The 25,290-nt window shown below is 56.7% G+C and carries 19 protein-coding genes and 1 pseudogene; all 20 read right to left on the bottom strand.

What is annotated here, in order from left to right:
• Window positions 1-10 precede the first annotated feature (10 nt).
• Window positions 11-832: pseudogene (cobA, locus tag M8010_RS11205) on the bottom strand (uroporphyrinogen-III C-methyltransferase); the annotation flags it as partial.
• A 14-nt stretch (window positions 833-846) separates the two neighbouring features.
• A complete protein-coding gene (gene serS / locus M8010_RS11200) occupies window positions 847-2,121 on the bottom strand; it encodes a serine--tRNA ligase (RefSeq protein ID WP_250091266.1) in 1,275 nt (424 codons plus the stop codon).
• A 121-nt stretch (window positions 2,122-2,242) separates the two neighbouring features.
• Window positions 2,243-3,586, bottom strand: coding sequence for a replication-associated recombination protein A (locus tag M8010_RS11195; protein ID WP_250091264.1), 1,344 nt, complete (start codon window positions 3,584-3,586; stop codon window positions 2,243-2,245).
• Window positions 3,586-4,245: an outer membrane lipoprotein periplasmic chaperone LolA gene (lolA, locus tag M8010_RS11190; protein WP_250091263.1), complete on the bottom strand. Its 660-nt coding sequence runs from the start codon at window positions 4,243-4,245 to the stop codon at window positions 3,586-3,588. The genes M8010_RS11195 and lolA overlap by 1 nt, the downstream gene beginning before the upstream one ends.
• A gap of 12 nt (window positions 4,246-4,257) precedes the next feature.
• On the bottom strand, window positions 4,258-6,855 hold the full coding sequence (locus M8010_RS11185; protein ID WP_250091261.1) for a DNA translocase FtsK: 2,598 nt from the start codon (window positions 6,853-6,855) through the stop codon (window positions 4,258-4,260).
• Window positions 6,856-6,861: 6 nt separating this feature from the next.
• A complete protein-coding gene (locus M8010_RS11180; protein WP_250091259.1) occupies window positions 6,862-8,103 on the bottom strand; it encodes an O-succinylhomoserine sulfhydrylase in 1,242 nt (413 codons plus the stop codon).
• A gap of 30 nt (window positions 8,104-8,133) precedes the next feature.
• On the bottom strand, window positions 8,134-9,657 hold the full coding sequence (gene purF / locus M8010_RS11175; protein WP_250091258.1) for an amidophosphoribosyltransferase: 1,524 nt from the start codon (window positions 9,655-9,657) through the stop codon (window positions 8,134-8,136).
• A 35-nt stretch (window positions 9,658-9,692) separates the two neighbouring features.
• The gene (locus M8010_RS11170; RefSeq protein WP_250091255.1) at window positions 9,693-10,262 is read right to left on the bottom strand and encodes a CvpA family protein; all 570 of its coding nucleotides are present in this window, start codon (window positions 10,260-10,262) and stop codon (window positions 9,693-9,695) included.
• A gap of 71 nt (window positions 10,263-10,333) precedes the next feature.
• Window positions 10,334-10,963, bottom strand: coding sequence for an SPOR domain-containing protein (locus M8010_RS11165; protein ID WP_250091253.1), 630 nt, complete (start codon window positions 10,961-10,963; stop codon window positions 10,334-10,336).
• A 121-nt stretch (window positions 10,964-11,084) separates the two neighbouring features.
• The gene (gene folC, locus M8010_RS11160; RefSeq protein ID WP_250091251.1) at window positions 11,085-12,401 is read right to left on the bottom strand and encodes a bifunctional tetrahydrofolate synthase/dihydrofolate synthase; all 1,317 of its coding nucleotides are present in this window, start codon (window positions 12,399-12,401) and stop codon (window positions 11,085-11,087) included.
• A complete protein-coding gene (gene accD, locus M8010_RS11155) occupies window positions 12,385-13,311 on the bottom strand; it encodes an acetyl-CoA carboxylase, carboxyltransferase subunit beta (RefSeq protein WP_250091250.1) in 927 nt (308 codons plus the stop codon). Before accD ends, folC begins: the two co-directional genes overlap by 17 nt.
• Window positions 13,312-13,352: 41 nt before the next feature.
• Complete coding sequence (gene trpA, locus M8010_RS11150; protein ID WP_250091248.1) at window positions 13,353-14,165, bottom strand: tryptophan synthase subunit alpha; 813 nt, start codon at window positions 14,163-14,165, stop codon at window positions 13,353-13,355.
• Between the two features lie 20 nt (window positions 14,166-14,185).
• Window positions 14,186-15,394 (bottom strand): tryptophan synthase subunit beta, encoded by a 1,209-nt coding sequence (gene trpB / locus M8010_RS11145; protein ID WP_250091827.1) that lies wholly within the window; start codon window positions 15,392-15,394, stop codon window positions 14,186-14,188.
• Complete coding sequence (locus tag M8010_RS11140; protein WP_250091247.1) at window positions 15,387-16,016, bottom strand: phosphoribosylanthranilate isomerase; 630 nt, start codon at window positions 16,014-16,016, stop codon at window positions 15,387-15,389. The genes trpB and M8010_RS11140 overlap by 8 nt, the downstream gene beginning before the upstream one ends.
• Window positions 16,017-16,023: 7 nt before the next feature.
• Window positions 16,024-16,920, bottom strand: coding sequence for a tRNA pseudouridine(38-40) synthase TruA (gene truA / locus M8010_RS11135; RefSeq protein ID WP_250091245.1), 897 nt, complete (start codon window positions 16,918-16,920; stop codon window positions 16,024-16,026).
• Between the two features lie 106 nt (window positions 16,921-17,026).
• On the bottom strand, window positions 17,027-20,104 hold the full coding sequence (locus M8010_RS11130) for a FimV/HubP family polar landmark protein (protein ID WP_250091243.1): 3,078 nt from the start codon (window positions 20,102-20,104) through the stop codon (window positions 17,027-17,029).
• A 383-nt stretch (window positions 20,105-20,487) separates the two neighbouring features.
• Window positions 20,488-21,603 (bottom strand): aspartate-semialdehyde dehydrogenase, encoded by a 1,116-nt coding sequence (asd, locus tag M8010_RS11125; protein ID WP_250091241.1) that lies wholly within the window; start codon window positions 21,601-21,603, stop codon window positions 20,488-20,490.
• Window positions 21,604-21,721: 118 nt separating this feature from the next.
• Window positions 21,722-22,795, bottom strand: a complete 1,074-nt coding sequence (leuB, locus tag M8010_RS11120; protein ID WP_250091239.1) for a 3-isopropylmalate dehydrogenase — start codon at window positions 22,793-22,795, stop codon at window positions 21,722-21,724.
• A gap of 64 nt (window positions 22,796-22,859) precedes the next feature.
• Window positions 22,860-23,507 (bottom strand): 3-isopropylmalate dehydratase small subunit, encoded by a 648-nt coding sequence (gene leuD / locus M8010_RS11115; RefSeq protein WP_250091237.1) that lies wholly within the window; start codon window positions 23,505-23,507, stop codon window positions 22,860-22,862.
• Between the two features lie 17 nt (window positions 23,508-23,524).
• Window positions 23,525-24,943, bottom strand: a complete 1,419-nt coding sequence (leuC, locus tag M8010_RS11110) for a 3-isopropylmalate dehydratase large subunit (protein WP_250091236.1) — start codon at window positions 24,941-24,943, stop codon at window positions 23,525-23,527.
• Window positions 24,944-25,290 lie beyond the last annotated feature (347 nt).

The following is a 25,290-nucleotide window of genomic DNA, read 5'->3' as shown; positions in this document are numbered from 1 at the left end:
GGCTGAAGACTCAGCCGCCGATCCAGTCCAGCCTGCTCCGCAGAGTTACCACCCTGCCTATAATCACCAGCGTGGGAGCAGGCACTGCATTTTCCTCCACCCGTTCAACAATATTGGACAGAACGCCGGTAACCACCTGCTGCTGAGGTGTGGTGCCACGGGATACCAGTGCCACCGGCATATCTGGCGACATACCATTGGCGATCAGCTGGCGGCAGATAATGGGTAATCCCACCAGACCCATGTAAAACACCAGGGTCTGGTTGTTCTGCACAAAGTCCTTCCAGGGCAGATCAGAGGTATCATTCTTGAGATGGCCGGTCACGAACCGGACCGACTGGGCGTGATCCCGATGTGTCAGTGGTATACCGGCATAGGCCGCACACCCGGATGCGGCCGTTATCCCGGGCACCACCTGAAATCGAACGCCTGCAGCGGCCAGGGTTTCAATCTCCTCGCCACCACGGCCAAAGATAAAAGGATCACCGCCCTTCAGGCGTACTACCTTGTGCCCTTTGCGGGCAAGCTCCACCAACCGGTTGTTGATCTGTTCCTGCGGCAAGGTATGGTTCGAGCGCTGCTTGCCTACATGGATCCGCTCCGCGGTTTCCGGAATGAGCGCCAGGATTTCCGGCGATACCAGGCGATCGTAAAGCACCACTTCGGCAGACTGAATCAGGCGCCAGGCCTTTAATGTCAGAAGTTCCGGATCACCGGGGCCGGCGCCTACAAGCGCGACCTCCCCTTCGGAGCTGTTGGGGTTTTCGGTGACCGGATTTTTCTGGTATCGAACCGGTGCAGGCTTCGCACCAACGCCCTTCCATGGCGCATCGTCGGATCTGTCACTCATTGGATTCTTTCTACGCCTCCCATATACGGCTTCAGGACCTCCGGAACCAGAATGCTGCCGTCTTCCTGCTGGTAGTTCTCCATGACCGCGATCAATGCACGGCCAACGGCAAGGCCTGACCCGTTCAGGGTATGGACCGGCTCAGGCTTGTTGGTTTCCGGATTACGCCAACGCGCATGCATGCGTCGTGCCTGGAAATCACGAGTGTTAGAGCAAGAAGAAATTTCACGGTACTTGTCCTGGCCGGGGAGCCAAACCTCGATATCGTAGGTGCGGGCCGCGGCGAAGCCCATGTCACCGCCACAGAGGTCCACCAGGCGGTAAGGCAGCTCAAGCAGTTGAAGTACTTTTTCAGCGTGACCTGTGAGCGCCTCAAGTGCGGCCTCGGAGTCTTCCGGGCGCACTACCTGGATCAGTTCCACCTTGTCAAACTGGTGCTGCCGGATCATGCCCCGGGTATCACGGCCATAAGAGCCCGCCTCGCTGCGGAAACAGGGGGTGTGACACACCATCTTCAGGGGTAGCTCTTTGGCGTCCAGAATGGTGTCGCTGACCAGGTTGGTGGCCGGCACTTCCGCCGTGGGAATCAGGTACAACGGCTTTTCGCCATCCATGCGGAACAGGTCTTCCTCAAACTTCGGAAGTTGGCCGGTACCATAGAGCGTCTCGGCGTTTACCAGATAGGGTACATAGGCTTCCATGTATCCATGCTCTTCTGTATGCAGATCCAGCATGAACTGGGCCAGCGCCCGATGCAGTCTTGCAACCGGGCCGCGCATCACTGCAAAGCGGGAATGGGCCAGGCGTGTAGCGGTTTCAAAATCCAGACCACCAAGGCTTTCTCCAAGGGCAACGTGGTCCCTGGGTTCGAAATCAAAGCTCTTCGGGGTGCCCCAACGGCGAACTTCTACATTGTCGTCTTCGCTTTCTCCGGCAGGTACCGTCTCATCCGGTAGATTCGGAATCGACGCCAGGAAGTCGTTAAGTTCATCCTGAAGCACGCGCAATTCATCTTCCGCTTCCGACTTCTGCTTTTTCAGGTTTTCCACCTCATCAAGCAACGGCTGGATATCTTCACCGGCGGCCTTGGCTTTGCCGATGGATTTGGACCGGCGATTCTGCTCGCTCTGCAAGTTTTCCGTTTTCACCTGGATCGCACGGCGGCGTTCCTCGAGCTGATCGAAGGTGGCTTTATCAAAGGCGAAGCCCTTGATGGCCAGGCGACGGGCGATCTCTTCAGTCTGGGTGCGGACACGTTTGGGATCGAGCATGGTTATCCTGAATTTTCCGGTTCAATGGTAAGTGGACAAATCTCGGTGTTTAGCAATTGACTGGGCATTATACCTGCGAGTATGCCTGTGGCTACAGCAGGCGGCTGACCGTCAAGGGATTTCAGTTCTGCGAATAACGCTTGCGGGGGCTTTTGCGGTTCCATTCATCCAGCCGACCCTGCTTTTCAAGCAGTTTGATTTCCAGGCCGCGATTGACCGGTCGAAAATACCGGCGTTGGTGAATAGCTTCCGGCAGGTAGGACTCGCCGGCGGCAAAAGCTTCGGGCTCATCATGAGCGTAACGATATTCATCACCATGACCCATGGATTTCAACAGTTTTGTCGGTGCGTTGCGCAGGTGAACGGGTACGTCATAGTCCGGATCGTTGCGGATATCCGCCATACACTGATTAAACGCCTTGTAGACGGCATTACTCTTTGGCGCCATCGCCAGATAAGTTACTGCCTGGGCCAGTGCCAATTCTCCCTCCGGGGTACCCAGCCGCTCCTGAGCCTCCCAGGCGTCCATGGAAATCTGCAGCGCCCTGGGGTCAGCGTTACCAATGTCCTCACTGGCAATCCTTGCCAGCCGACGGGCAACATACAATGGGTCACAGCCGCCATCGAGCATCCGGCACAACCAGTACAGGGACCCGTCAGCATCCGACCCCCGCACCGACTTGTGCAGCGCCGATATCTGGTCATAGAAGACATCGCCGCCTTTGTCGAAACGTCTCAGGCTGGTCTGAAGTACCTGTTCGAGATGATCGCGCGTGATTCTGGCGCTGCTGTCAGCATCCGGCTCGGCAAGATCCGTCGCAACCTCCAGAATATTCAGAGCTCGCCTGGCATCTCCACCCGAGGCAGCCGCGACAAGATCAAGCTCGGATTGTTCAACCGTAAAGCGTCCGCCCAATCCTTCCTGTGAAGACAGTGCCCGGTTCAGCAATTGCAGAATATCGTCATCCGAAAGATTCTTGAGTACATAAACCCGGGTGCGTGATAACAGCGCGCTGTTAAGCTCAAAGGAAGGATTTTCCGTGGTGGCCCCCACGAATATGAAGGTGCCATCCTCAATATGAGGAAGAAACGCATCCTGCTGGCTTTTGTTGAAACGGTGGACTTCGTCCACGAACAGCAGCGTGTCCCGACCCTCGCCACGCTTGCGATCTTTTGCGCGCTCGACAATGGCACGGATGTCCTTCACACCACTCAGGACCGCGGATACAGTCTCGAAACTCAGGTCGCCAAGGTTGGCCAGCAGGCGGGCAAAAGTGGTCTTGCCGACTCCCGGAGGCCCCCACAGGATCATGGAATGGAGCTGCCCCTGCTCCACTGCCCGCCGAAGCGGTTTGCCCGGGCCTACCAGATGGCTCTGGCCGACATACTCGTCAAGATTTGCCGGCCGCATTCGGGCAGCCAGAGGCCGAAACCCCTGCTGTTCCCCGAACAGGTTTTCCTGCATCAGGCTCCGTCCCGGATCACATCCACGCCATCGGGATATTCAAGGACAAAAGCGCTGTCACTGATTTCCTGATTAAGGCGGATATCCTGAAAGCTCAGCACGCTGAGCTGCGCCAGCGAATCTTTCATGCGCATCTCCCGAAGCTCGCCTCCCGAGAAAGTCAGCCGCAACGACACAAAGAGCGAATCTTCGCTTCTGGGCTCAAGCGTAAACTCCCGGGTGTTTTCGCCGGTTGACTGCATGGACACTTTGTAGGTTTCATCAAGATTATCCACTTCACCACTGAGCAGCAGCGCCGGCGTTGTCGACACTTTTTCATCGAGGCTGTGAACTGTCACCTGCTCAAGATCCGGGTCGTAGACTTCTACCTTGTTGCCGTCACTGACCACGAACTGGGAATGGGGCTCGCTGGTCTCCCAGTAGAACAGGCCCGGACGTTTGGCCTTGAGGGATCCACGGCTCTCCTGCACACGGTTTCCGTTATCGTTAACCACAATCTGTATAAAGCTGGACTGGAAGGATTCGTAGCTTTCAAGCATTGAAGCCAGTTCCGCTGCTGCAGATTCACCGCTTTCTTCAGCATGGGCAGGCAGGGTGAACAACACCAGCAATGCTGCCAACATGGATACAATCCATAAACCCTTTGGTGATTCCATCATTAATCGGTTCTCCTAATCTCGTGGTGGCGGTGGTGCCAGTACTTCGCGGGCACCGTTATGCCCGGCCGAGCTGACAACACCGGATGCTTCCATGGCCTCGACCAGGTTTGCCGCCCGGTTATAGCCGATCTTGAACTTCCGCTGCACGGATGAAATGGATACACGCCTACCCTCGGTCACGAACGCTACCGCTTCATCGAACAGGGCATCGCCTTCGCTGTCACCGCCGCCTTCGCTCAGGCTGGGCACACCGGGCAGGCTTTCGCCTTCGGCGCCATTGAGTACGTCGTCAATATAAACAGGCTCACCCCGGGCTTTCCAGGCGCTCACAACACGGTGTACTTCGTCGTCATCCACAAAGGCACCGTGGACGCGCACCGGCAGCCCTGAACCGGGAGGCAGGTAGAGCATGTCGCCATGCCCGAGCAGCTGCTCTGCCCCGCCCTGATCAAGTACCGTGCGGGAATCGATCTTGGACGAAACCTGGAACGACATACGGGTAGGAATGTTGGCCTTGATCAGGCCGGTGATCACATCAACCGAGGGCCGCTGGGTGGCAAGAATCAGGTGTATTCCGGCGGCGCGGGCTTTCTGGGCGATTCGGGCGATCAGCTCTTCAACCTTTTTACCGACAATCATCATCATGTCGGCGAATTCGTCGATCACCACCACGATAAACGGAAGAGTTTCCAGCTCTGGTCGTTCCTGTTCATCGTCAGCCAGGTATTCATCCGGCTTCCAGGTGGGGTCCAGCAGCGGCTCTCCTGCTGCGGCGGCATCTTTCACTTTGCGATTGAACCCTGCCAGGTTGCGCACGCCCAGGCTCGCAAGCAACCGGTAACGCCGTTCCATTTCCGCCACACACCAGCGCAAGGCATTGGCGGCATCTTTCATATCGGTGACCACAGGTGCCAACAAGTGAGGGATGCCGTCATAGATGCTCAGCTCCAGCATCTTGGGGTCTACCATGATAAAACGGACTTCCTCGGGCGTAGCTTTCAGAAGCATGCTCAGGAGCATAGCGTTCACACCCACCGACTTACCGGAACCTGTCGTACCCGCCACCAGCAAGTGCGGCATCTTGGAAAGATTGGCCACCATCGGATTACCACCGATGTCGTTTCCCAGCGCCAGTGTCAGCGCTGACGAGGATTCCTTGAATACGCGGGCATTCAATACCTCACTGAGCCGCACCATTTCCCGTTCTTCGTTGGGAATTTCGATACCGACAACGGATTTTCCGGGTATCACTTCCACCACCCGGACACTGAGAACCGCCAGTGAACGGGCCAGGTCTTTCGCCAGGTTGGAGATTTTGCTCACCTTGACGCCAGGAGCAGGTTTGATTTCAAAGCGGGTAATAACGGGCCCCGGGTTAACCTCGACCACTTCCACGGAAACCCCGAAATCCGCCAGTTTCTCTTCCAGCAATCGCGACATATGCTGAAGCGATTCCTCGGAATATCCCCTTTCCTTATGCTCTTCCGGCGGATCCAGAAGTGAAATAGGGGGAATGGCGCTTTCGATATCTTCCAGCAGCGATGGTTGTTTGCTGTTGCCGCTCCCGTTTGTAACCGACTGATCATCACGCTTGAAGGGAGAGATCTTCAAAGATTTGCCGGCAGGTGGTTTCTTGCCACTCTTGGGGCCGGGTTCCGGGACATCGGTTCCGGGCGCACGGTCATCGCGGGAGCTGAAGCTTTCAAGCAGCGCAGGTTCGGCATCCTCTGCGGAGTGCACACCCTCAAGACCCGGCTCGCGGCGTTCTTTCGGGCCAGCCGATGCCTTGGCCTTTTCCTTGCGGGGGCCCAGACCCAGCAGACGTCGCCACCAGGATACGCCTGCAGAGCGCTTATCCTTGCCGGGCGCCGCAACCTTGTCCCGCACGAGGGGTGGCTCCGCCGGTTTCTTCGCGGGTACCGGAGCGGCTGCGGGGCCCGACTCGCCCGATGCCTTCGGAGCCTTTCCGGTAGAGGTAAACAGATTCTTGATGCTGTTGACTGCCCGCAGGGTCAGGTTCCCCAACTGATCCATCAACCAGAACCAGGACAATCCGGTACTCACTGTCAGTGCAAACAGAAATATGGAGATCAGCAAAAGCGTGGTAGCCGGCAGGTTGAAGAATCGCACCATGGCTTCGGAAACCGCTGATCCAAGCACCCCGCCGGAGGTAACCCCAAGCCCGAAAACGGAATAAAGTGACAGCAGGCTGGTAGCCGACAGCAGGATCAGAAGAAACCCGCCAAATCGCACCAGGAACAGTGGCATATGCATATCGATAGGGTCATTGCGGCGACGGATGAGCATAAGGGCGTATGCCGCTATCATCACCGGAAACAGGAAAGCCACATGGCCAAAGAAGTCGCGAAGCAGGCTGGCGAGCCAGGCACCGGTGCGGCCAGCATAATTCTGCACACTGGTTTCATGGCCTATGCTGGCCCAGCCGGGGTCTGAAGGGCTGAAGGTTACCAGCGCCATACCCAGATAGATACACAGTGCAATCAGTGCGATCACCGCCCCTTCCCGTGCCCCCTGGGCCAGAAAACGACGGAATCGCAACTGTTTGTCTGTCAGCTCTCCTGATTTTTTTGCTTTTGCGCTCTCAGCCATGAATGCTCAGACAGTTCCCTGACGGTAATTTTCAAGGGCCTCTAAACCGCGCTGCAGGTCGGTCTTGAGATCCTCAACTGCTTCAATACCTACCGAGATCCGAACCAGATTTTCGGTAATGCCTGCCTGCTCCTTGTCTTCGGGAGACAGTCGGCCATGGGTCGTTGTGGCCGGATGTGTAATGGTTGTTTTGACATCACCGAGATTGGCGGTGATGGAAATCATCCGTGTTGCGTCGATAAAAGCCCAGGCCTGCTCCCTTCCGCCTTTTACGGTAAAGGAGAGCACGCCGCCGAACCCACTCTGCTGGCGTTTCGCCAGATCATGCTGGGGGTGGTCGGGCAAACCGGCATAGAATACCCGATCCACGGTTGCCTGCCCTTCCAGCCATTTGGCCAACTCTAACGCATTGTCACAGTGGGCGCGCATACGGATTGGTAAGGTTTCCAGGCCCTTGAGGAAAACCCACGCGTTGAACGGGCTCATGGTGGGGCCGGCTGAGCGCAGAAAACCGTATATTTCTTCCATCAGCGTATTGCTGCCAACCACCACACCGCCAACGCAGCGGCCCTGCCCATCCAGATATTTGGTGGCGGAATGGATAATAATGTCTGCACCATACTCGAGCGGGCGTTGAAGAACCGGCGTACAAAAGCAGTTATCCACCACAAACAAAGCGTCATTGTCGTGGGAGAGTCTGGCCAACGCTTCCATATCCGCCACTTCACACAGCGGATTGGAGGGTGTTTCGATAAAGATCATCCGGGTTTCCGGCCTCACCGCTGCATGCCATTGCTCCATATCCGTCAGCCCGACAAACGTGGTTTCCACGCCAAATTTGGCCAGATACTTCTGAAACAACACATTGGTTGTGCCGAACACGCCTCTTGAGCAAATCACATGATCGCCGGACTTCAGCAACGCCATACAGGTCGCCAGAATGGCGGCCATGCCGGACGACGTCGCGACAGCCCGCTCACCACCTTCCATCGCTGCAATTCTGGCTTCGAATGCCTGGACCGTCGGGTTGGTAAAACGGGAATAGATATTGCCCGGCTCCTCGCCGCCGAACCGCGCCGCCGCCTGAGCGGCACTGCCATAAACAAAGCTGGATGTGGGAAAAATTGCGTCACTGTGTTCCAGCTGGCCGGTGCGAATCTGCCCGGCACGGACCGCAAGAGTGTCCACCGACATGCCGTCCAGATCCGACTCGGGGATCAGGACGTGCTCTTCGCGGCGATAGGTCATGACAAACTCCTGTGTAAGACCAAGGCGTGGTCAGTCTTCATCGTTGTAAAGATCAATAATACCGTTATCCGAGGAATCCCCGGAACTGGCCTGGAAGCGATTTTCATCGTTGCGGGCGGCTTCCAGCTTGTTGAGGTATGCAGCGTCGACATCACCGGTAATGTAGTCGCCGGTGAATACCGAGCATTCCCAGCCTTCAATATCCGGATTAACGTCGCTGACGCAGGTAATCAGGTCGTTGAGATCCTGATAAAGTAGCCAGTCGGCGCCAATCAGTTCGCCGATTTCGTCAACGCTGCGATCATGGGCGATCAGCTCATTGACCGAGGGCATATCGATACCATAAACATTGGGGTAGCGAACCGGGGGCGCCGCGGACGCAAAGTAGACCTTGCGCGCGCCGGCGTCCCGGGCCATCTGGACAATCTCCTTGCAGGTGGTGCCCCGTACGATTGAATCGTCCACCAGCATCACGTTCTTGCCACGGAACTCAAGATCAATCGGATTCAGTTTCTGGCGCACGGATTTTTTGCGCATTTTCTGGCCAGGCATAATAAAGGTCCGGCCAATGTAACGGTTCTTGATGAAACCTTCCCGGAACTTAACTCCCAACCGGTGTGCCATCTGCATCGCAGAGGTGCGGCTGGTATCGGGTATTGGCATCACCACATCGATATCATGATCCGGGCGCTCCCGCAGCACCTTTTCTGCCAGGGTTTCACCCATTCTCAGGCGTGCTTTGTAAACCGACACCTGGTCGATAATGGAGTCAGGGCGCGCGAAATACACATGCTCGAATACGCAGGGATAGAGGTGGGGTTCTTCAGCGCATTGCTGAGTATACAGCGTACCATCAGTTTCAATATAAACCGCCTCGCCCGGTGCAATATCACGCACCAGCTTGAAACCGGCGGCACTCAGGGCGACGCTTTCCGACGCAATCATGTACTCCTCGCGACCGTCGGTCTTGCGCACACCATAACAGGCGGGGCGAATACCATTGGGGTCACGGAACCCGACAATGCCATAGCCAGTGATCATCGCAATGGCCGCGTATGCACCCCGACAACGTTTGTGGACAGCGCGCACAGCGGCGAAGATCTCCTCCTTCGTAGGGTCCAGCTTGCGCAGTTTCTGTAGCTCGTGAGCGAATACGTTCAGTAGAACTTCGGAATCCGAATTGGTGTTGATATGTCGCAGATCGGTTCGAAACAGGTCGTTGCTGAGGTCATCGGCGTTGGTCAGGTTGCCGTTATGGGCGAGAGTAATACCGTAAGGGCTGTTGACATAGAACGGCTGGGCCTCGGCCGAGCTGGAGCTTCCAGCTGTAGGGTAACGGACGTGACCAATACCTACATTACCCACCAACCGGCGCATGTGGCGGGTACGGAATACATCCCGCACCAGCCCGTTGTCCTTGCGAAGGTAGAACCGCTCATCCTGAAAGGTAACAATCCCCGCTGCATCCTGGCCCCGGTGCTGTAATACGGTCAGCGCGTCGTAAAGCGACTGATTCACGTTGGAAGTACTGACTATGCCGACAATGCCACACATGGATACGGTAATCTCCGAAGCGTTAAAACTGAATGTTAGCGGGACGCGGAAGCGGGTTCCACGTTATCTTCCTGCTGAGAATCCGGGGAGTCGTCCGTGCCTCCACCTGCAGGCCCCAGGAATCGGGCAAATTCATCTCCGAGGGTCCTTCGCGACCAGTCCTCCACCACGGCCAGACGGTCAATCATCACAGAGGTGCGCCACCAGGTGTCTTCTGCCAGAGGGGTGTAACGAGTAAAGGCAATGGCAACGATCACCACCACCAGCCCCCGCAACAGGCCGAACCCCATACCCAGCACCCGGTCGGTCGCAGACAGGCCGGTGGCCCTTACCAGGTGACCAATCAGGTTGTTGATGATCGCACCAACGATCAGAGTGGCAAAAAACAGGATGGCAAATGCTGCTACCAGGCGAACCAGCGGTGTCTCAACCGTGCCTTCAAGCAGAGACTGCATCTGGGGATGAAACGTGCGGGCAATAATGAACGCACCCACCCAGGTTATCAGCGATAGCGCTTCCTTGATGAAGCCACGCTTGAGGCTGATTAGGGTAGAAACAGTAATCAGGGCAATGATGACCCAGTCGATCCAGATCAGCGCATCCATGGAAAACCCGGTGGAGAAAAGGAAGCGCGAATTCTATCAGGAAACGTCACCTGACCAAACCGCCCATTGCCCTATTTGTCGCCCGAGGTTACCAGGCTGTTGAGACCAAAGGCTTTGTCGAGAACCTGCTTGGCTTTTTCTGCCTCAGCTTTCTCGGCAAACGGTCCACTGAATACCCGAGTCAGTTCAGCGTCGCCCCGTGTCACCTGCTGTAGGTGGGAGTTATAGCCCTTGTCACGAACTTTTTCGCGCAGGTTTCTGGCATTATCCGCACTGCCAAAACTGCCCAGCTGAACCACCCAGGCCCCTTCCAGGGAACGGGTAAACTCCGCGGCGTCTTCGTCTTTGACCGGCTCTTCCGATTCGGGTTCGGGTTCGGCCTCCGGCTCGGGTTCACTGTCATCCTGACGGGCTACCTCAGGCTCTTCAACCGTGGGGGCTGGTTGTGGCGGCTCTTCGATTGAGGGCTCCGGGGCTGCTACCTGCTGGTTTTCGTCCGCAGGTTCTTCGATGCGATAAGCCGGCGTATCGACAACATCGGGTTCCGGTGCTTCTACTTCTGGAAAGGGTGGCTCTTCGGGAATCTTGATGGAGGTGGACTCACGCTCGGAGTGAGGCTCGTCAAACATCATGGGCACAAAGATAACCGCAAGAGACACCAGCACAAGCGCTCCGATGATTCTTTGCTTCAGTCCGTCCACGTTACGTTATCTCCCGTTAATTCACCACATGCCAACATTGGCAGATACTGTGCCCGATAGTAACCGCCACCTACCGAGAACTCAAAGTCTCCGGGCAGGCATGACGGATATTTAAGATGTGCTATTTCCCCAGCGCGGCTCGGGCCGCGGCAACGGTATAGAAAGATCCGAATACAATGACCAGATCATCATTGTCCGCCTCCGCCAGGGCTTGTTTCAGAGCGTCCACCACCGATGACGAAAGTATCATTGGGGCCTCCCCGATGCTGCCCTCCAAACGTGCCGCCAGTTCCTGACGCCCCAGGCCGCGCGGGACCTCCAGACCTGCAAGCATCCACTGGTCGACAACCTGGCTCATTGCCCGGGCAACACCTTCCACATCCTTGTCAGCCAGGGCGGCGTAGATCGCAATAACGCGCCCGCCCGGCTTTCGCTGGCGAGCAATCCGGCTGGCCAGCCATGCAGCAGCATGTGGGTTATGGCCAACATCGGCAATCACCCGTGGTGAGGAATTCAAGACTTCGTAACGTCCAGGCAGGGTCAACCCCTCAAGAACCCTTTCAATAGTGGCCAGTTCAAGGCCCGGCTCGAGATGACGGATAGCAACAACCGCGGCTGCCAGGCTATGGACAGGGAGCCCGGTATCGGGAAGCCGGACATCATCACCATAACGCGCCTGCTTCAGGGTGAACCCGCTCGCACCCCTGCCCTCCTGCGGTTCGGGTACAAGCTGATAGGTTTCACCCGGGCGTTCAAGGTGAACCTTCTGGGCAGATGCCTGCTGAAGCACGGACTCGGGAGGATCAATATCTGCATAGATAGCATTGATGCCGGGACGTAGTATACCGGCCTTCTCAAAACCAATAACCTCGCGGTTATCCCCAAGAAAAGCGACGTGATCGATATCCACCGAGGTAATGATCGCCAGATCCGGATCCAGCACATTCACCGCATCCAACCGGCCACCGAGACCTACTTCAAGAACCCAGTCTTCCACACCGGCTTCTCTGAACAACACGAAAGCGGCGAGGGTACCGAACTCGAAATAGGTCAGCGTGGTATTACCGCGGGCCGCCTCAACCTGCTCAAAAGCACGAACCAGACTGTCATCCGTCACGCTTGAGCCGTTAATTCGGACCCGTTCATTGTAATGCTGCAAATGGGGTGAGGTATAAGCGCCGGTGGATCGGCCCGCACGGATCAACAGTTGCTCTATCGCCGCTACGGCACTGCCCTTTCCGTTGGTGCCACCGACCGTAATGATCCGTGCCGGCGGATTTCCACGGAACAGGCGCCGCAGCACCAGAAGGACACGGTCGAGGCCCAGGTCTATTTCGGAGGGATGGATGGATTCCAGGTAACGAAGCCACTGCTCAAGGGTGGCTCCGGCGCCCGGCACATTCGGATGCCGGGCGCCGGACTCATTCTGCGGGGACATCCGATTCCGGTCGCTCCGACACTTCAAACTCTATCGGGGCTTCCGTAGCCGGCTTTTCAAGGCCGGTAAATTTAGCCAGCAAAGCGGCGATGCGTTCACGCATGTGGTGACGATGCAGAATCATATCGATGGCGCCATGGTCCAGCAGAAATTCGCTGCGCTGGAAACCTTCCGGCAGTTTTTCACGGACCGTCTGCTCGATAACTCGTGGACCGGCAAAGCCGATCAGCGCGTAAGGCTCGGCGATGTTGAGATCGCCCAGCATCGCCAGACTGGCGGAAACACCACCAAACACCGGATCGGTCATCACCGAGATATAGGGAATGCCCTCCTGTTTCATGCGCTCAAGCACTGCCGCTGTCTTGGACATCTGCATGAGCGACAGGATGGCTTCCTGCATCCGCGCGCCACCGCTGGCCGAGAAACACACCAGGGGAATCCGCTCTTCGAGACACACGTTGGCGGCCTGAACGAACTTCTCGCCCACGACCTGGCCCATGGAACCGCCCAGGAAGTTGAATTCAAAGGCCACTGCAACCAATGGCGTATCAAGGCAGGAGCCTCGCATGGCCACCAGGGCATCTTTTTCACCGGTGTTTTTCTGGTTCTGTGTCAGCCTGTCCTTGTAGCGCTTGCTGTCCTTGAACTTCAGCCGATCCCAGGGCTCCAGATCAGCCGCAATTTCCTGGCGGCCGTCCTTGTCCAAAAAGATATCCAGGCGCCGACGAGCGGTTACCCGCAAATGGTGCTGACATTTGGGACAAACATCCAGATTCTTGTCGAGCTCCGGCTTGTAGAGAAAGGCACCGCATTTCGGGCATTTCTTCCAGAGGCCTTCGGGCACCCCGGTCCGTTGCTTGGATTCCGAGCGAATCTTGCTCGGCATGATCTTGTCCAGCCAGTTACTCATGGTCTCATCCTGTCCTTTTTTGCCTGCCGGATGCCTGTGTGTCAGGAGGCCAGGCTGTCCAGTGCTTCGCGCATCGGGTGAAGCAGATCTGACAACGCCCGCTTGAGCTGGTCAGGATCTGCCTGATTCCGGGCTATTGTATCCACCAACACACTGCCGACAATTACACCATCGGATACCCGCCCGACAGCGGCAGCAGTAGCTGCATCACGGATACCAAAGCCGACAGCGACCGGAAGAGCGGTCAGCTCGTGAATGTGAGCAACCTTCGAGGCCACTTCATCCACATCAATTTTGCCAGCTCCCGTTACGCCCTTGAATGAAACATAGTACACATAGCCGGAACTGTGCTCACTGATTGCACGAATTCGGTCATCGGTGGTGGTCGGTGCCAGCAGAAATATCGCATCCAGGTTACGTGCGGTGAACAGGGGCGCGACTTCGTCAGCCTCTTCCGGTGGCAGATCCACTGTGAGGATGCCATCCACACCCGCATCGACAGCGGCATCCGCAAACTTCTCCTGTCCCATGGCCTCCATGGGGTTTAGATAGCCCATCAACACAATGGGTGTTGCATCGTCTTTTTCCCGGAAGGTTTTCACCATCGCCAGCACCTGGCGCAGGGAGGTTCCATGCCTGAGTGCACGCTCGCAGGCCTGCTGGATCACCGGGCCATCCGCCATCGGGTCCGAGAAGGGCACGCCAAGCTCGATAATATCAGCGCCCGCATCCACCAGCGTATGCATCAGATCAACGGTCTGATCCAAGTGTGGATCGCCAGCGGTAATGTACGGAATCAGTGCCTTTCGACCCTGCCCTTTCAGGGATTTAAGAACCCCTTCGATTCGACTCATGCCAGCTCCTTTGCTGTAGCTTAAACCTCGATACCATCTATCTCGGCGATGGTCTGCATATCCTTGTCGCCGCGGCCGGAGATGTTGATCACCACCACCTTGTCTTTGTCCATGGAGGCGGCAAGTTTGATCGCATACGCAACGGCATGGGCGGTTTCCAGCGCCGGCATGATGCCCTCCACGCGGGTCAGTTTACGGAAGCCATCCAGCGCTTCATCGTCGGTAACCGACACGTAGTGTGCCCGGCCAATATCCTTGAGCCAGCTATGTTCCGGGCCAACGCCCGGATAATCCAGGCCGGCGCTGACGGAGTGTGTACCGGCAATCTGGCCGTTCTCGTCTTCCATCAGATAGGTGCGGTTGCCGTGCAACACGCCCGGGCGACCGGCACTCAGAGGTGCAGCATGCTGACCTGACTCAATACCAAGGCCGCCAGCCTCTACGCCGTAGAGTTCGACGCTTTCGTCAGTCAGGAAAGGATAGAACATGCCAATGGCATTGGATCCGCCACCGACGCAGGCGACCAGCGCATCGGGCAACTTTCCGGTACGGTCAAGACACTGCTCACGGGTCTCGCGGCCAATCACCGACTGGAAATCACGGACCAGTAGCGGGTAAGGATGGGGGCCGGCCACAGTACCGATAATGTAAAAGGTGTCGTCGACATTCGCTACCCAGTCCCTCATGGCGTCGTTCATGGCGTCTTTCAGGGTACGGGTACCGCTCGTAACCGAGTGGACCTCGGCACCCAGCAGCTTCATCCGGTAGACATTGGGAGACTGACGTCTGATGTCTTCCTCGCCCATGAAGACGTGGCATTCAAGCCCCAGGCGGGCACAGACGGTAGCGGTAGCCACACCATGTTGGCCGGCACCGGTTTCGGCGATAACACGCTTCTTGCCAAGGAATCGCGCCAGCAGTGCCTGCCCGATGGTGTTGTTTACCTTGTGGGCGCCGGTGTGATTGAGATCTTCCCGTTTGAGCCAGATCTGCGCACCACCAGTTTCCCGGCTCAGCCGTTCGGCGAAATACAAAGGGCTGGGGCGACCCACGTAGTGCGCCAGGTCCCTGTCGAATTCGGCCTGAAACTCCGGATCATCCTTTAACCGTTTGTACTCGCGCTCAAGGGTCAACAGCGAATCGAACAGCGTTTCGGAGACAAATCTTCCACCATAGGCACCGAAATGGCCCCGTGCATCAGGAAGCGCCTTGAGCATTTCTTCAGTCAGTTTCATCGACACGGTGAACCTCATTTATAAAATCAGTGATTTTTACGTCGTCTTTGATGCCTTTGCTACTCTCTACACCACCACTGACATCAACCGCCCAGGGCCGAACCTCCGCAACAGCGCGGAATACGTTATCAGAAGCCAGTCCGCCGGCCAATATCAGTGGCATCGGACGGGTTTCCGGAATCAGCGACCAATTGAAGGCCTGCCCTGTTCCGCCATACTTGTCCGGATCCCAGGCGTCCACCAGCAACCCGCTGGCCTTTGCGTAATCCCGAAACGCATTCTCGATATCCTGGCTTTGGCGAACCCGCACCGCCTTGATCCAGCGCATACCAAAACTGTTGCAGAACTCCGGAGATTCGTCACCGTGAAACTGCAGCAGGTCCAGGGGAACCTCGGACAGAATCTGTCTCACGAATTCTGCGTCCGGATTAACGAACAGCCCTGTTGCAGATACGAATGGCGGCAAGGCGCTAACCAGTTCGCGAGCCACTTCTGCGGTAACGTACCTGGGGCTGGGCTCATAAAACACAAACCCTATGGCATCTGCTCCCGCGCTGGCTGCGGCAACAGCGTCCTGTTTACGGGTAACCCCACAGATTTTGACTCGGGTTCTCATAAGGTGATTATCGCTGTTTTCGATGTATGTGCGTCGGGGGCCGCGGCCTGTTGTCAGCGGTGCTGAACCAGGGCGCCACGAACCCCGGGCCGCATTGCGCCACCGGTACCGAGAACTCGGCTGGATACCCCACATCCACCAGGTACAACCCATGGGGCGGAGCCGTGACTCCGGCGGCGGTTCTGTCCCTGCATTCAAGTATCTCACGAATCCATTCGGGACGCTGCTTCCCGGCTCCAACGGCCATCAGTGCGCCGGCAATATTACGGACCATGTGGTGTAGAAAAGCATTGGCCTGCACATCAATTACGACGAATTCTCCCTTTCGGGTTACGCTGATTGCCTCAAGAAAACGGATGGGCGATCTGGATTGGCAACCCGCGGCCCGGAAAGACGAAAAGTCGTGTTCGCCCCTCAGAAACTGGGCCGCCTGGCTCATCAACTCCGCATCCAGTGGACGAAAGGTCCAGCTGACCTGCCCACTGAGAATGCCGGGCCGCACCGGATGATTGTAAATCACGTACCGGTAGCGCCGGTAGGTTGCGGAAAAGCGGGCATGAAAATCATCGACGCCATTGCCGGCCCAGTGAACTGCAATATCCGACGGCAACGAAGTATTGATGCCCATTACCCAGGAGCGCGGATTGCGTACCGAGGGGGTTTCAAAATGGGCAATCTGGTAACTGGCATGAACACCTGCATCCGTCCGGCCGGCACACACCAGATCAACCGGATGGTCCGCCACTTTTGATACGGCACGGGTCAACTCTCCCTGCACAGAGCGGACACCGGACTTCTGATACTGCCAGCCGTGAAATCCCCGGCCGTCGTACTCGAAGGCGAGCGCCACACGCCCCGCCCCGATGGAGCTATCGGTGGTCAGTGGTTGCGGTGAAAGAAACAATGAGCTGTCCGGTTTGAGATGCTGATAACAAAACAAAACGCCGGCATTTGGTCCGGGCGTGACCCGGTAGCCGGCGTTTTGCGCTTTCAGGCCTGATTATATCGAATCAGGACAGGTTTTTCAGGAGGTCCTGCGCTTCCGCTTTCTGCTCCTCATCTCCCTCCAGAGCAACTTCCTCCAGAATATCACGGGCGCCATCCGCATCACCCATTTCTACATAGGCCCTGGCCAGGTCCAGCTTGGTTGACGCCTCATCGGTACCTGACAGGAAGTCAAAGTCATCCTCGTCTCCCAGATCGGATTCATCGATGTCCGTCGACCTTGATGCGGCTGAAGCAGAGGAAGCATCGGAGGCAACCGGAGGCTCTTCTTCCGCGTTGTCACTCAGTTCCGGCAGTTCATCTTCAACGGCTTCGGCACCAGCAACGGTTTCTTCGGGATCTGCGGGCTCTTCGCCGGTCAGCGCGTCTTCAAGACCGAGCTCCTCGTCAAGTGGTGCAGTGTCTTCTTCCATGTCGGTGCCTGCGGTATCACCGGAATCTGCAAACTCTTCCATTAATGCAAGGTCCTCGTCAGAAACATCCAGCTCCAGATCATCCAGCTCATTTTCATCACTTTCGGAGGGTGTTTCCTCATCGCCGGCTACCTTGTCCAGTTCGGCATCCAGCTCGTCAAGGAACGATTCATCCAGCGAATCGAGGTCGCCTTCCTGGAAGTCTTCCTCTTCAGCCTCAGCTGACGGAGTTTCAGCCGTTTCAGTAAGCTCAGGCTCGGAGGTTTCCAGGTCCTCTTCATCAAGCTCAAGGCTCAGATCTTCCTCATCGCCATCTTCCAGCGACTCGCTGGTGGATTCGTCCTCCAGGGTGAAATCAAAGGCGTCGTCTGCCAGGTCATCAGTTTCTGACTCGCTGGTATCTTCCTCGGTAATTTCGCCACCATCGTCTTCAGAAGAGTGAATACCCGACAGATCGTATTCGATCAGGTCATCCGGACCAGGCTCTTTGTCTGCGCCGGCTTCATGCTGTTCATCAAGATCCAGCTCGGAGAAATCCGTTTCCAGGCTGCCAAACTCGTCTTCTTCCTCCTCACCGGGACGGGACTCGTAGCGATCAGAGGCAAGCTCATCAGAGAGATCATCGGTGCTCGTATCGAAGGAATCCGACCTGAGTTGCGACTCAAGGTCGTCAATGCTCGGCATTGACTCGGCTTCTTCCAGGCGCGACCGCAGATCATGGGCCTCAGCGATGGCGTCGTCGTCATCCAGCGCCTCGACCTCACCCAGCTGTTTCTCGAATGATGCTCGGTCTTGTGTGTCCGCGTACACGCCCAAAAGCTTCAACCTGAGATCTGTGCGGCTGGGTTCGCGTGAAATAGCGGTCTCGAGCGACTGAGCAGCCTGATCCATACGACCATAGGCAATGTAGGCGTCCGCTTCAGCCAACGGATCGTCTTCCGGATGCTCCATGCCTTCTTCGTCATCCAGCGTCAGGTCGAAGGTGTCAGTGTCGCTTTCGGCGTCGCCGTTGAGCTGGTCGTAGAACGCCTTTTCGCGATTGGCGTTGCGACGGGCCAGCAGCAGCAACAGCAGTAACAGAACGATCAGGCCACCGCCCAACGCCACCTGGTACATGGTGTTGTTGGTAATAGCACTGATAACATTCTCCGGGAAACCCTTGTCTGGCTGCGCCGGGGGAGTGGCAGGCTCCTGGCTTGGCTGCTCGGGTGATGCTGCTGCAACCTGTGCCTCTTCCTCCTGCTCGTCATCAGCTGCGGGCATTTCGGATGCCGATTCCTCGATAGCAGTATCTTCATCTGCCATCGCGGTTTCCTGACCTTCGCCCGATGCATCCGCAACTTCCTCCCCGGCACCAGCTACCTGTTCTTCAGCAGATTCGTCCGCAGCATCGGCATCGGTTGCAGCATCGGATTCAGCGGCATCGGAATCATCCATTTCCGCTTCGGCAAGTTCTGTTTCTGAACCGGCCTCAACGTCTTCCTCTGCTGCCTGCTCTGCAAGTGTTTCTTCATCAGGCGCATCGACGGGTTGTTCATCTACACCCTCGCCTTCCGCCTGTTGAATCTCAGCAAGCTGCGTGTTCTTGAGTTCCAGCAGACGTTGGAGGGTCTCTACCTGCTCCTGCAGGTCATCAACACGCCCTGTGAGCTCTTCGTTCTCACGACGGGCGCTTTCAAGTTCTTCCATGGCAACGGCGGAGCCCGCGTCCACACCACCGGCGGTGTCGCCGTCTCCACCTGCCGAACCACCTTCGTCAGAATCGCGCGAGCCGCTGTCATCACTGGCCAGCAATCTCAATTCGTCGCCGCCATTGCCCCCCTGCGCGGCCTGGCCGGAAGCAACCTGGGCATCGGTAGCATCAACCGTGCGCTCGGGACGTGAAAATGACTCGTTCTGAGCCGCAACCTGCCTGACAGCCTCATCGCGGGAACGGCTGCGGATATCCTGGATATCAGGTACGCGCAGTACCTCACCGCGTTTGAGGCGGTTGATGTTGCCGCCAATAAAGGCATCCGGATTAAGATCCTGCAGTGCCAGCATCACTTGCTGCGTGGATACGCTGCTGTCCGGCCGAACGCTGGCAGCGATGTTCCATAGGGTGTCCGACGAACCGGTGGGGCCGAGAGTTCGCGCACGCTGTGTTGCGGCGCGCTGGGGCTCCTGCGACCGTGCCTGGGTACCGGGCTGTGATTGCTGTTGCGATGATTGCTGCGATGCCTGGCGAGTGGCGGGCGCGGAAATCTGTTCCTCGACTCCGGATTCCTCAGCGTAAACCGGAGGATCAACCAATACGGCGTATTCACGCATCAGTCGGCCGTTTGGCCAGGTAACTTCCACGAGAAAGTTCAGGTAGGGCTCCCGTAAGGGTTCCCTGGACGATACGTTGATCACCAGACTGCCATCTCTGGCCGTCGTTACCTGGAAATCAAGTTTGGTAAGGAAATAGTTCCGGTCGATACCAACCCTTTCGTAGGCTGAATCTGGAGCGATGTTGACAAACACATCGCCGGGGTCAACTCCCTCGCTTTTACGCAGATTGATATCCGCGTTCAGAGGCTCATTCAGATAGGACTGTAATTCAATCTCTCCCAGACCCAGGGCCTGTGCGACGCCGGAACCGAGCCCTCCCGCCAGAGCCAGAGCAACCGCAAGCTTGCGTACCTTCATGCTTTTTCCTTACCAGTCTCCGTTATTCGTTACTGTTCCTTGGAACAGATATCGGACGAGGTTGGATGACTTCCGTCTTGATTACTATCGTTATTATGTAATGTTTTTAATATTTGACCGGGCAAGTATTGTTGATAATACCTCTTTTATCAATCAATCAGCCGCAATCCTTGCACCATTTTTTCATAAACAGTTTGGAACATATTGTTACACAACGATGATCCCGTCTCTTCAATCGGCGAGAGCCTGGGTACCAGAACGGGAGCACGCTCAAAAACGCCTCTGAAAATAACAGGGGCGGAGGCTGTAATACACCTCCGCCCCTGACCGGCTTTCTGAAACCGGACACAGTTGGCAAAATATTACCCTTTTGCGCAGCCGCGTTACTTCTCCTGAAGGATGCGCAGCATCCGCCGCAGCGGCTCAGCCGCACCCCACAATAACTGGTCACCGACCGTAAACGCTGAAATGTACTCCGGGCCCATGGCAAGTTTGCGGATGCGACCAATGGGAACACTCAACGTTCCGGTCACCTTCGCAGGCGTCAGTTCCTGAATGGTGGCATCGCGCTCGTTTGGAACCACCTTTACCCAGTCATTGGCCTTCGCCAGAATCGATTCTATTTCGGATATCGGCAGGTCTTTCTTCAACTTGATAGTCAGCGCCTGACTATGAGAGCGCATGGCGCCGATGCGGACGCAAATACCGTCGATAGGAATGGGGTTGTCGCTGCGACCAAGAATCTTGTTGGTCTCGACACCGGCTTTCCATTCTTCCTTGCTCATGCCGTTATCGAGCTGCTTGTCGATAAACGGAATCAGGCTACCAGCCAGAGGCACCTCGAAGTGCTCAGTCGGGAAACCGTCAGAACGCATGGTGTCGGTGACCTTGCGATCAATCTCGAGGATGGCAGATGAAGGATCAGCCAACTCGCTACCCACCGCGCTGTTAAGCTCACCCATCTGATTGAGAAGTTCGCGCATGTTCTGTGCACCCGAGCCCGAGGCAGCCTGATAGGTCATGGGCGATACCCACTCGATCAGATCCTGCTCAAGCAGACCACCGAGCGCCAGCATCATCAGGCTGACTGTGCAGTTGCCACCAACAAAATCTTTAACGCCCTTGGCCAATGCGTCATCAATGACCTTGCGATTGACCGGGTCAAGCACGATCACGGAATGGTCGACCATTCTTAGCGTGGAAGCCGCGTCAATCCAGTAACCCTGCCATCCGGCATCACGGAGTTTCTGGTAGACCGGGCCGGTGTAATCGCCGCCCTGACAGGTAACCACAACGTCCAGAGTTTTAAGGGTGTCGATATCGAAGGCGTCCTGCAAAGGAGGCACACCCTCTTTACCTACGTCCGGTGCCGGCTTGCCAGCCTGGGAGGTAGTAAAAAAGATGGGTTCGATATCCGCAAAATCGTTTTCTTCACGCATGCGCTGCATGAGGACAGAGCCCACCATACCGCGCCAGCCAATAAGTCCAACTCGCTTCATGTGCGACCTTTGAACCTCGTTTTATGCCCGCCCTCTGCCGTTATCGCTGGCAGGGACAGGATGAATGATCCCGCGTCAACAGCATCGCGTTGTCGTCAGGTCTTAAAATTTGCCGGCCTCAGAGTGCCGCCAGAACTGCATCGCCCATCTCACGGGTAGATACTTTCCGGCCCTCGGCAGACATGATATCCGCCGTTCTGAGCCCCTGATCCAGTACCTTGCTGACCGCCGCTTCGATGGCCTCGGCTGCCTTTTCCTCGCCAAGACTATACCGCAACATCATGGCAACACTGAGAATCGTGGCCAGCGGATTGGCAATGCCCTGTCCCGCAATATCGGGTGCGGAGCCGTGACAGGGCTCATACATACCCTGCTTCTCGGAGTTCAGGGACGCAGACGGCAGCATACCGATGGAGCCTGTCAGCATTGCCGCTTCGTCGGAAAGAATATCACCAAACATGTTGCCAGTCACAATCACATCGAACTGTTTTGGCGCCCGAACCAGCTGCATGGCGGCGTTGTCGACATACATATGGGACAGCTCCACGTCGGGATACTCCCGCTTCAGGTCCTCCATGATTTCCCGCCACAGAACAGTCACTTCCAGCACGTTGGCCTTGTCCACCGAACACAGCTTTTTGCCACGCTGCTGGGCTGCCTCGAATGCTACCCGGCCGATACGACGAATTTCCGATTCGGTGTATGCGTAAGTGTTGTAACCCTGGCGCTCCCCGTTTTCCAGCTCACGTACACCGCGGGGCTGGCCAAAGTAGATGCCGCCAGTCAGCTCACGGACAATCATGATATCCAGGCCAGATACCACTTCAGGCTTGAGGGAAGAGGCGGATGCCAGCTGGGGATAGAGGATTGCCGGTCGCAGGTTCGCGAACAGCTCCAGGTTGGAGCGCAACCCCAGCAATCCCTTTTCCGGACGACTGGCCATTGGACGGCTGTCCCATTTCGGTCCACCGACGGCGCCCAGCAGAATGGCGTCTGCCTTGCGGGCCTTGTCCAGGGTTTCGTCCGGAAGTGGCGTATCGGTTTCGTCAATTGCAGCGCCGCCGACCAGGGCAGATTCGAACTTGAGGTCGAGGCTAAAATTATCGTTAATCTTGTGCAGGATCTTTTCCGCTTCAGCGACAATTTCCGGGCCAATGCCGTCGCCCGGAAGCATCAGGATATTTCGGGACATAGTGTTTCCTTTAAATTTTAATACATTGTCGGATTAGGCGAAGCCGTAATCCGACAACATCGAATCAACCACCGGCACCAAACAACCAGGGCGCCGTCTTCCGCCGCGACTCTTCATAAGCCCTGATCGCACCGGCATCTTCAAGCGTCACACCGATATCATCCAGGCCATTCAGCAAACAATGGCGGCGGAAGTCATCGACCTCAAAACTGAAGAACTCACCGGAGGGCGTCGTGACTGTTTTCGCTTCGAGATCGACGGACAGGTGATAACCCTCTTCCGCTTCTGTTTCACGGAACAATTGGCCGACTATTTCTTCATTTAAAACAATGGGTAACAGACCATTCTTAAAGCAGTTATTGTAGAAGATATCGGCAAAACTGGGTGCTATGATAACGCGGAAACCGAAATCTTCCAGTGCCCAGGGAGCGTGCTCACGGCTGGAGCCGCAGCCGAAGTTCCGCCGGGCCAGCAATACACTGGCATTTTTGTAGCGATCCTGGTTGAGCACGAAATCCGGATTGATGGGCCGCTGTGAACAATCCTGATCCGGCTTGCCCTCGTCCATGTAACGCAATTCATCAAACAGGTTCGGGCCGAAGCCGGTGCGCTTGATGGACTTCAGAAACTGCTTGGGAATAATCATGTCCGTATCCACATTGGACCGGTCCATGGGGGCAACAATGCCCTGGTGTTGCTTTAACGCTCGCATGGTGTCTCTCCTGTGGATCAGTTCATCATCTCGCGGACATCAACGAAGTGGCCATTGATTGCGGCTGCTGCCGCCATGGCCGGGCTCACCAAGTGGGTTCGCCCACCAAAACCCTGCCGGCCCTCGAAGTTACGATTGGAGGTGGAGGCGCAATGCTCTCCCTGCCCCAGCTTGTCAGCGTTCATCGCCAGGCACATGGAGCAACCGGGATCACGCCATTCAAGACCCGCCTCGATAAAGATCTTGTCCAGCCCTTCCTGCTCCGCCTGCACTTTCACCAGCCCGGAACCGGGAACCACCATGGCCTGCTTCAGAAGCGGTGACACCTTGTGGCCTTTCACTACGGCTGCTGCCTCGCGCAGATCTTCAATGCGGCTGTTGGTGCAGGAACCGATAAACACCCGGTCCAACTTGATCTCGGTGATCGGCATATTGGGCTTGAGGCCCATGTATTTCAGGGCCCGGACAATACCCTCACGCTTGATTGGATCTGCTTCTGTTTCGGGATCGGGGACATTACCGCCGACACCGGCCACCATCTCCGGTGACGTGCCCCAGCTTACCTGCGGCATGATTTCAGAGCCTTCCAGCTCCACAACCTTATCGAATACCGCGTCATCGTCGCTGTGCAGGGTTTTCCAGTATTCGATGGCCCGGTCCCGCATCTCACCTTTGGGTGCGAACGGGCGGTCTTTCACGTAATCGATCGTGGTCTGGTCCACTGCCACCATGCCGACACGAGCACCGGCCTCAATGGACATGTTGCAGATGGTCATGCGGGCTTCCATGGAAAGGTCACGAATCGCTTCGCCGCCGAACTCTATCGCGCAGCCAGTACCGCCGGCCGTGCCAATCTTGCCGATAATGGCCAGCACCACATCCTTGCCCGTCACACCCGGCCCCAGCTTGCCGTTTACCTTCACCAGCATGTTCTTCATCTTCTGCTGAACCAGGCACTGGGTGGCCAGCACGTGCTCAACCTCAGACGTGCCAATGCCGTGGGCCAGGCAGCCAAAGGCGCCGTGGGTGGAGGTGTGGGAGTCACCACACACGATGCTCATGCCCGGCAGCGTCGCGCCCTGCTCCGGCCCGATCACATGCACAATGCCCTGGCGCTGGTCCTTGATCTTGAACTCGAGAATACCGAACTCGTCGCAGTTCTTGTCGAGCGTTTCCACCTGGATCCGCGATACCGGGTCGACAATGCCTTCCACGCCGCGCTCGCGGTCGGTGGTGGGCACGTTATGGTCCGGGGTAGCCAGGTTGGCATCCAGCCGCCAGGGTTTGCGCCCGGCCAGGCGAAGCCCCTCGAAGGCTTGTGGCGACGTCACTTCGTGAAGCAGGTGTCGGTCGATGTAGATCAACGCGGAGCCGTCATCCCGCTGTTTGACGAGATGGTCGTCCCACAATTTGTCGTATAAGGTCTTGCCCGCCATGGTTCTCTCTCACTCTCTGGGGGTTTCTGGTTTTAAAACTATGGTTCTATTTTAACGCTTACTCCTGAATAACCTCAATTCATGTTTTTTATGTTGTGCATTCCTTTGGGGCATATTAGGCTTTCGGTACTGGCCTTCCTTAAAACCGGGCCTAATTGTTTCGTGCTTGTCGCCTGGTGGTCAGGGCCTCCCAAAACACGCCGTGAACCCATCCATGGGGGCTCGGTCGCGCCATCCATGGCGCTCCACGGTTTTGGGAGGCCCTGACCACCACGCTTCTTGAACCTTTATCGGGCCTGCACAGAATATGGCTTTGACCGTAGGTCGGATAGAGCGAAGCGAAATCC

The sequence above is a fragment of the Marinobacter sp. ATCH36 genome, from assembly GCF_023555055.1.
Lineage (GTDB): Bacteria > Pseudomonadota > Gammaproteobacteria > Pseudomonadales > Oleiphilaceae > Marinobacter.
Note: the sequence above shows the minus strand (reverse complement) of the source record. Positions and strands in the feature narration are given on the sequence as shown.